This window comes from Pirellulales bacterium (assembly GCA_035499655.1).
Taxonomy (GTDB): domain Bacteria; phylum Planctomycetota; class Planctomycetia; order Pirellulales; family JADZDJ01; genus DATJYL01.
In genome coordinates, this window is the sequence record DATJYL010000201.1 from 24,220 (window position 1) to 32,646 (window position 8,427).

An 8,427-nucleotide genomic window follows, 5' to 3' on the forward strand; every position below is an offset into this window, starting at 1 on the left:
TCCTTTCTCGTGGCGCGACTGGCCGCGATGGCACTTGGACCGTCATGGGTACCTCCGCCGAAAGAAGATAGTGCGTGGAACCTGCTGATGAATTTAGCTTACTATAATCAGTTCAATATGGCCAGTATTGTGGTCGATGTATGTTCCCGACCGACACAGCGTGGCCATATACTTACCGTATATTACACCTGGTTGGCATGTCGTTTGTGGGCAGCGAAATTTGCTTGTTCCTGGTCGTAATCCAGGCCGTCGCGTTGGCACCACGTTTGCGGCGAGAGAATTCCAGCGGCGTTTTCGATGCGGAAACGCTGGGCTTCCTGCAATTGATCGCGCACAACAAGCGATGGGGGCACCGCCAAGATATCGACCAAGTTTTCGGTTTCGGCCGGCAAATTGCCGGCATCAATGGCGGCGTTCACCGCGCGCCACATAACTTCCAAATCGTCGATTACTTGTTCCGCTTGCAAACGGGCGAACATTCGCATGGCCGGTCCTTCGGCCATCATAGTGGACGAGTAGTTCGCGTTGGAAGCATCGGAAGTCAGCATGAATTCTGGCATTACCAACCGGCTGGCGACGGCGCGCAACTCGGCCTGCAAGACGGTGACAAAGTTTGCGGCATCGACGTTTGATGCCGGAAAGTCGTAATCAATGTTGGCATTCGCATCGAGAATCGTACCGGGGCCATAGCGGCGGAAAGTACTTGTTCGGCCTGTGTTGGGCGATGTCATTGTGACATCGGCCTGATTGGTTACGAATTGTTGCACACCGGTGGCTGTTCCTTGACGATGTTTGCGAATGAGCGCGATCGCCGATTGAATTTCCGCCACGACGCTCATGTTCCGTAGCAGCTTTTCGGCACGGCGCAGATTTTTTCGGACGGGATAGAAGAGGGGTAAGCCGCGGCGAACGTTGGCATCGACGTTTGCTTTACGGTGTTGAATATCGGCCGCGGCGACCAGTTGGCCGTCGATAAAGTAACCCAGCACAGTTTCCACGTCGTGGCGATCAGTGAGAATGCCCAAGCGAGCAGCGGGATTTACAACCTGATCTGGTGGCGTGAAGACTTGATCGGGCTCGACAAAACGCAGACACAGGCTGCCATCGGGGTCTGTAAAGAATCGCAGCAGCGCTTCGCCGTCTCGATCCCGGCGACGCACGATTTCTTGCTGACGCTGATGCCAATGATTGGAGAAGATGAACTGGTCGATCACACTTTGCACCTGGGCGATGAGCGTGGTTAATGTTTGCTCCGTGTGCCCGGTCGGGGGATCGGGAATAAATTTGCGGCCTGTGGCGCGGTAAGAGTGGCCTGACCCGACAATGTAACTAATTCGATTTTCGTGGCCATTAATGGCAAATTCGTTCTCCAGGGCCAGCAGACGGCATTGGCGACGGATTTCCGCCAGTTGGGCTTCGTTTGCTGGGCCCAGCAAGGGGGAGCCGCCGGTGGCGCCGTTTTCTGCCAGCGGCAGCCACCACTGGCCGTCGTCGCTGTAAGGTTCGCGAGGATCGACGAAACTGTCCCACAGATCGTCATAGGCTTCCAATAGGCGTTTTTCGAGCCGATCGAGGGTGGGTTGAATGCTGCGTGACATAATTTAATCTCCAAATTGAGTGTTTAAGTGGCGAGTAAGTGAATGACGAATGGTTGAGAAAATAAAATTTTGTTTTTTGGTCATTTAATTAACCGATTTCCTAAGCCGTCGTCGGCAGGCGTCGGTTGCAAATAGGCTTCCGCCAAGCGCAGGGCCATTTCGGCGGCATCGGGGCCATCGTCATGGGCGGAAATGGGAAACTCCTTAAGCTGTTCCACCAGCAGGCGAGTGCCTGGTGAACGGGTTATAAATCGCAGCCGCCGGGCGGCCAGCAGCGGTCCCAGCCGTCGAATCCGTACGGCTTTGCTGATGCGGTTTTCGATGGAACAGGGAGCGATGCCGATCATGCCCTGGCGAATAAACTCAGCGGCGAAATCTGCCCCCAGCAATTCTTGAAACTGATTTGCCTCCAGGCCGAACACGTGGGGCTGAAAACGGCGGCAGAGCTCGATTCCGTCGGTCACCATGTGCGGCGAAGGACGGCGGGCAAGATCGGCTTCCATGTATAATTGGCCTTGGTGATCGATGCCCAAGAGAACGAATGCCGAATAATCGCCGTGGCGAGCATCGGCGCCTTTGCTGGGATCCAGCGCCAGCGTTCGCAGGCGCAGATTGGTGGGCCAAGAATCGAACCAAATCCAATCGCCGAAATACGATTCGGGCCATTCGCATTGCTCGGGGTTTATGGGCGTACTTTGTTTTTCGCGTTCGAAAGCCGTATTGCCGCTTTCGGAGCGCATGCACATGAGCGTGTATAAATCTTCTTGCTCCGGCCATAGCACCACGGCGCCGGCATCCATTTGTGGGCGATTCTGCTCGTAGAACAGACGAGCCGAGGCGCGGGATTCAGCTTGTTCGACATCGCAATAGATTTGTTCCCAGGCATGCCAGAGGGGCATTTCATCCGGCCAGTGCCGGATGGCGCGGAACAGGCGTGAAATCCAGCCCGGCGTGCGATGCAACTCCATCGTCAAGCATTCACGATGCAAAGCCGTGCCGAGATTTACCACATTGGTGAATTTGGTGCCGGCTTTCAGCAGCATTCCGTGAAACCACGCGCGGGAATGATCGCGGGCCAAGGCGGATTGAATGTGGCTATCGTTTTGCAAATCGTCGCACACAATCAGGGTGGGGCGATGAAAGCGACGCCGGCGGCCGCGAATTCGCTGGCCGGTGCCGAAGGCTTCGATTAGCACGCCATTACGCAGCAACGCCGCATTAGCGCGCCAGGCAGGTCCAATGCCGGCCGACTGCGGATACGCGGAGAGCAATCGCCGGTTTTCCAGCAATTCGGTCTTGACGTTTTCCAAATGGGCGGCGGCCTGGTGCTTGGTGTCGGAAACGATCCAAATGTAAGGCTCGCGGCCACTCAAAGCTTCGCGGAGCACATAGGCCAGGGTAGTGACCGTTGATTTGGCACTGCCGCGCGGTCCGGCAACGTTGAGTTTTATCCCGCGATTGGTCCGCATGGCGTCCAATTGCTCGGCCAACCAAATGTGCATCGTCGATGGCGGCAGGCGGAAATGATCGGGTAGAAACGATCGCGACCAAGTCATGAGATCGGCAAGCAGAAATTCGGTGAATGGTGCATGTTGACGAGAGAAAGAGCTTTCGGCGCAAACATACAGGTGACTTCTGAGCTCGTCGAGAGAGCCGCCCATTTCATCACGCCAATCGAATTGCAGTTCAGCGGACATGCCGACGTTTCCTTTTTGAAGGTGGAGCTGCGCCGGCGAGTATGCGAATTTTCCGCCGGATGGCTGCGCGTGTTTTTTCGTCGGGGATGGCTTTGTCGATGGACTGGATCATTTGAGAAAGCAATTCCTTCGTTTGATCGATGGTGAATGTTTGAGGGCGGCGCGCGTAACGTTCGGGATAAATGTGCTGGAGTGCCCATTTGGCGGCCTGCCAATGTTTGGCATCGCTGGCGGCGTTGAATAAGGTTTTGAGAAACGTGATTTCGGGGCTGACGTCGGTTTGCTTGAGGGCGCGTCGAAAGGCGGGATCACGGGCCGCCGTGTTGCGGATGGTGCGCTCTGCGCATCCGACGAAGCGCGCGGCCATCCGTCGGGTGCCGCCCACCGAAAGGATGGCGCAAATGGCTTTGCGTTTTGCTTCATCAAGAGTGGGTTGCATAAAGCGCTTTCAAAAAATCGGAGGGAAAGTGCGAGGGTAAATTGGTGCGAAAGTGTCGAGGAATATGCGATTTGCGTTGGTTGGACTTTCCAGCATGTTTCCCTTTGGACTCGTTTTGTGTCAGATGGGTTTGACTACTTGGTACTCAAATGAAACGACGGCGCGGCCGGAGCTGCCGCGGTAGCCGGGAATAAAGCGGTCGGTGTGGTGAGCGCCGGTTTTCATGACATTGACGGCCCGCCATTTGGGCGAGCGGCGGCAATGGGCGATTAAAGCGGGATGGCTGGCGGTGACGTTCAGACGGCAGCCGTCGGCGCGATACAAGTCGGTCACAGCTTCCATCACGCGCATGCCGATGCCCACGCCTTGGTAGTCGGGCAGGGTTACAATTCGTGATATTCGCCAATGTTTCCTCTTTCCGATGACGGGTAGGGTGGCGCAGAGCGAGACCGGCTCGTCGTGCCACAACGCCACGTAGCACCGGGCCATTTTGCTCAAGCTGGCGCTCAAATAGTGATGACGCGCAAAGATGCGCCACAAAGCATGCCGGCAACGGTGGAGCTGCAGTTCGATGGACGGCCGCCGAAGTCGCCTCCGGTGCGGATACTTGTCGGTTTTGCTGATCGAGTTTGTGTTGTCGTCGTATTGCGTGAATTCGCGGGTGGCCATGTCGATGACCCAATCGGGCGACAGCCATGGCAGAATATCGTAGTGGCACGTGACCGCTACGAACTGGCAGCCGATTTGCTTGCTACGGACTGCTTTAGCCACGGCAGCGGAGCCGATTTGGGCGACGTTGCGATCGACCACGCTGGTGAATTCGTCGAAAGCGACTAAAGGTACGTCATTTGTCAGTAGTCCTTGGTCAGTTGCAGAGAACAACGGCGTGTTGGCAACTATTCCTTGTGCCAGCGCCCGGGCCAAATCGCAGCGAAATTTCTCGCCGCCGCTGAGGACGTGGTACGGCTTGACCCAGGAAGGAGGCGAACTGAAACCGACCGCGGTCAGAAGCCCGGTGATATGGTGAATGGAAAGCTCGCCGAAACAATCGATGACTGCCCGATTTGCGGGCCAGGAGATGCGCTCGATGAACTGTTCCCCGAAAAGCTTGCGGGCGAGCGTTGTTTTGCCGCTGCCAGATGGCCCGACGATGACGCCGATTTGCCAATCGAACTTTTCGGATCCGGATAAGGCAGGCACTTCGACGGTAAACTGCAGGCGCATTTTCTCAGCCAGCGGCACATCGAACATGCCCGCCACTTGCTGCACACGGAAAGAATCGAAGACGGGGCATTCCAGTTCAACGTTGGTGAGCATGGGAAAGCGTGAAGGTTAGTGGTCCGTGGTCAGTTGGAAACGAAAATCGTTCAATTCAAAGTGTCAGGACGCGGCATTTATGGCCTGCGGCGGTCAACTGTTCGTAGAGCTGTCGTTGCTGCTGTTCGTTTTGGCATTCCACGACAATTTGGAATAGCTCGGGCAATTTCACTTCTCGCGGAGGGTGGTCGGGATTGTTTTGCGTGAGCTGTTGCTTGTCGGCCGTGGCGACAACGTTGCTGAGCATGAGCTGCACGGCGGAGTTATCGATGGGTACATCGGCCAGCAGCGATTGCAGCGCGTCGGCATCGACGGTGGCCATGCCGCTGAGCGGGTCGTAGGTGGCCAAAAGTTTGTCTGCTTCGTCGCTGGAAAGATCGAGCACGAGCACGGGAACCGGTAAGTCCGGCGTGGTTTCGGCGCGGAGGTGGCCGTCGATCAATTCGAGCGATCCATCGTTTAGTTCCCGGGCCAGCAATGCACCGGCATACCCAATTTCGGCCAATACCCCGCGCAAAGCGTCTTGCTGTGTTGACGGATGGATCCGCCAGTTTTTAGGGTTTGGCCGCAAGTCTCGGGCTGGGACGCGGCGTAGTTCCTTAATGCGGTCGCGGATTTGCATGGCATGCTGAAATGGATAGTGGGATGGGTTGCAGTTTCAGAAAGAGGAGGGTAAACGATTAGCAACTGGGCGATTAGCCGGCCAGCGCAGGATTATGGCTCGACCGTTTATCACTAATCGCCCGTTGCTATTTTCGGCAACCTAGCGAGAGCGCAAACGTACACGGCTAATTTGCACGCGGGCTGATTTTCGTGGCTGATGCACTACGGTGTTCACGACGACGCTGGGTGTAACCAGGGCCGGCGTGGCCAAAACGGTGGCCGGCGCGACAATGGTGGGCGTTGCCAGGACGGCCACGTTTGGTACCGCGTAACTTTGGACAGCGACGGTTGGCACAGTTTGAACGACAACCGGAGCCGCTTGTGCAACAACTGGCGCGACCTGCTGGTTGACATTGCAGGAAGCGGCGCTCATCGCTGCCTGGGGACAAGCTGCGGCGACTTTAGTCGCCAGGATGGATAACATTAACGCTGCGGCGAAACGAATGAACTTCATGGTGTGATACTCCTTTTGTAAAGGGCGAGGAATTGAAAAATTGAACGAGCTAATTCTTTTTGTCTGGTGAGTTATTGGAGGAGTCGATGGCCGGATTGCTTTGGGCAGTCAATTCGGTGATTACTGCATGGATTTCTTCCGTGGAAATTTGACTTCCTTTGGGCATACGGCCGGTGATTACCGCGCGAACGGCCTTGAGCCGGTCCGTGGGACTTAGCGTTTCGGGGTGTTCTAAAGAGAGATTGGCTTTTGGATTTTGTCCGCCGTGGCAGGAAGCGCAGTGTGTGACGGCAGCAGAGGAATTTTGCGGATCGGGAGATGAGGGACCTGCGACAGAAGGAGAGAATTGAGAGGCGGGGGGCGAAACGGCTGCCGATGGAATATCTATCGGAACCGGATTGATCGGCCGCGAAATCGGCATGGAGCCGTTAGTGGGATTCTCGTCTCCAGCTACTCGTCCTTGCACCTGCTGGTAGCTGTAAAAATACGGAGCAAAGGGGGCGACGGGGACACCAACCGGCACTGCGAATGGGACGACTACTTGAATTTCGTCGCCCTTGTTTGTCTTACAGTCGGCAGAGACTTGCGAAATGACGGCTGTTAGATAGATCAACAACGTGATCGCTAAGAGAGACATAGTTCGTTGCATGCTGTGGACTCCGTTTGAGTGCGAGTGCGAATTTCTCAATTTGAATTGCGTGTATTGCTGGTAATGACCTGCCGAAATGCTTCGGCTGCCAGAGCGGCTTCGGCGAAACTTGATTCCCATTGCCCGCGCAGCACGGAGCGATTTTCCAAGAGCAACAGAATCACGGGATCGCGAGTGGCAGCCAATGCTTGACGGAACTGCGTTAGATTGAGCCCGACTTCCAGGGCCGCTTGCTGGGGTGTCACTGGCAGGTAAGCATGCTCCCGAAACAGCGCGGCCAGCGACTGTGCGAGTTCCTCGGGCTTCATGCCTGCGGTGGCGCGGACGACAGCGTCGGCATAAGTTTGGCGATCGAACTCCATTTGGCGCTGCAAGCGCGGTTCATCGTAGAACTCGACGGCGCGCTGGACGATGGTGGGATCGGGACTGAACAAATCGACCCGGCCCGAGAGCAGCTTGGTTTCGTCGTCGGTGAACGGTCGCAAGCCCGCTTCGCGATGGCAGCGAATACAGGAGATGATTGGAATTACAATGCCGTCGCCCGCGGGATCCGAGGTATCTTTTGCCACGCGGTCAGGGACTGAATCTTGGCGGCGGCCAGCGGAATTGAAAAGCGCGGTACGCCACAAACCATTGGGCGCGAGGGCAAACCACTCGCCAAGGTCGTAGCGAAACGCCAGGCCTGCCGCAGTAATCGGCCTGCGAAGCGGATCGCGTTCGGCATCGACGCGTTCCACATCAAGGGTGGAGTATACTCCGCCCAATGGCCCCTGTGCCCAAACAATGCGGCGGGGCTTTGCGGTCACGCCGCTCAAGACTAAATTTGCCCCGGCGTTGGCGTGAAGATGGTCGATTGCAGCGCGATCGACGCCAAGGGATTGGAGAAACTCGTTTTCGGTATTTGGCACGTCTGCGAATTCGTAATAATGCGGCGTGGTGGTGGCTTGCACGAGGAAATAATCGGCTCGGAGCAAAGCCCCGGCGGAGTGCGTGGCCTCCCGCAACTGTGCGGTTGCGTTGAGATCGGCCCAGCCGCCGTCGGTCGTGAGGAAAGTGGTCAGTGGTCGGTGGTTAGTGGTTTGATGAACGGAGCCGCTGCGTGGGGAAGATTTATTACTGAGGACTGATTCCTGGCGATTGAGGACTTCGGTGCGGAGGTGGAAATAAGGATCAGATTCCGCAAGCTTTTCCCAAGCGGCGGCCCAAGCGGCAAATTCGTCCTGCCGCACGGTGTATTGGTTGATACTGAACCGAACCAGAGTGGGCGTTACCAATACTGGAGGACTGATGGCGCGAGAGTTTGACAATGTGTTGAGCGTGTAGCCGATGACTTGCAAAGCCTCATGACGTTTTGCCGGATCGATGGCATACAACGTGAGGTAACGTGCGGCCGAGCATGCTTCCGGCGGCAGTTGTTTCACGTCCGCTGCGGCGGCACGGACCTCATCCGCAGGCGTGACAACTGCGAAAAGACTTAGAGCCACCGGACAAAACTAATCTTGCGTTGGTTGTTGAGTAGGGATCAATATGATGTCCTTTTGTGTTTCGGATCAAGTCGAATCACGGAGGGATGAAGGCCATGGCAGGTAAATTATTACCAGACGAGTTGT

The 8,427-nt window shown here is 56.3% G+C and carries 8 protein-coding genes; all 8 read right to left on the bottom strand.

What is annotated here, in order from left to right; genetic code table 11:
* Nucleotides 1-182 precede the first annotated feature (182 nt).
* On the bottom strand, nucleotides 183-1,598 hold the full coding sequence (locus tag VMJ32_14970; protein HTQ40325.1) for a phage portal protein: 1,416 nt from the start codon (nucleotides 1,596-1,598) through the stop codon (nucleotides 183-185).
* Nucleotides 1,599-1,678: 80 nt separating this feature from the next.
* Nucleotides 1,679-3,154 carry a hypothetical protein gene (locus VMJ32_14975; protein HTQ40326.1) on the bottom strand — a complete coding sequence of 492 codons (1,476 nt, stop codon included), beginning with the start codon at nucleotides 3,152-3,154 and terminating at the stop codon, nucleotides 1,679-1,681.
* A 130-nt stretch (nucleotides 3,155-3,284) separates the two neighbouring features.
* Nucleotides 3,285-3,734: a hypothetical protein gene (locus tag VMJ32_14980; GenBank protein ID HTQ40327.1), complete on the bottom strand. Its 450-nt coding sequence runs from the start codon at nucleotides 3,732-3,734 to the stop codon at nucleotides 3,285-3,287.
* A 120-nt stretch (nucleotides 3,735-3,854) separates the two neighbouring features.
* On the bottom strand, nucleotides 3,855-5,051 hold the full coding sequence (locus tag VMJ32_14985) for a GNAT family N-acetyltransferase (GenBank protein ID HTQ40328.1): 1,197 nt from the start codon (nucleotides 5,049-5,051) through the stop codon (nucleotides 3,855-3,857).
* Nucleotides 5,052-5,106: 55 nt separating this feature from the next.
* Entirely contained in the window at nucleotides 5,107-5,673 is a 567-nt protein-coding gene (locus tag VMJ32_14990; protein HTQ40329.1) for a hypothetical protein, read from the bottom strand.
* Nucleotides 5,674-5,814: 141 nt separating this feature from the next.
* The gene (locus tag VMJ32_14995; protein ID HTQ40330.1) at nucleotides 5,815-6,168 is read right to left on the bottom strand and encodes a hypothetical protein; all 354 of its coding nucleotides are present in this window, start codon (nucleotides 6,166-6,168) and stop codon (nucleotides 5,815-5,817) included.
* Between the two features lie 49 nt (nucleotides 6,169-6,217).
* Nucleotides 6,218-6,817, bottom strand: coding sequence for a cytochrome c (locus tag VMJ32_15000; protein HTQ40331.1), 600 nt, complete (start codon nucleotides 6,815-6,817; stop codon nucleotides 6,218-6,220).
* A gap of 35 nt (nucleotides 6,818-6,852) precedes the next feature.
* Nucleotides 6,853-8,301, bottom strand: coding sequence for a hypothetical protein (locus VMJ32_15005; protein ID HTQ40332.1), 1,449 nt, complete (start codon nucleotides 8,299-8,301; stop codon nucleotides 6,853-6,855).
* Nucleotides 8,302-8,427 lie beyond the last annotated feature (126 nt).

What these genes read in the sequence shown, in the direction of transcription:
- VMJ32_14970 (HTQ40325.1), bottom strand. Translation starts at nt 1,598, where the DNA reads ATGTCACGCAGCATTCAACCCACCCTCGATCGGCTCGAAAAACGCCTA.
- VMJ32_14975 (HTQ40326.1), bottom strand. Translation starts at nt 3,154, where the DNA reads ATGACTTGGTCGCGATCGTTTCTACCCGATCATTTCCGCCTGCCGCCA.
- VMJ32_14980 (HTQ40327.1), bottom strand. Translation starts at nt 3,734, where the DNA reads ATGCAACCCACTCTTGATGAAGCAAAACGCAAAGCCATTTGCGCCATC.
- VMJ32_14985 (HTQ40328.1), bottom strand. Translation starts at nt 5,051, where the DNA reads ATGCTCACCAACGTTGAACTGGAATGCCCCGTCTTCGATTCTTTCCGT.
- VMJ32_14990 (HTQ40329.1), bottom strand. Translation starts at nt 5,673, where the DNA reads ATGCAAATCCGCGACCGCATTAAGGAACTACGCCGCGTCCCAGCCCGA.
- VMJ32_14995 (HTQ40330.1), bottom strand. Translation starts at nt 6,168, where the DNA reads ATGAAGTTCATTCGTTTCGCCGCAGCGTTAATGTTATCCATCCTGGCG.
- VMJ32_15000 (HTQ40331.1), bottom strand. Translation starts at nt 6,817, where the DNA reads ATGCAACGAACTATGTCTCTCTTAGCGATCACGTTGTTGATCTATCTA.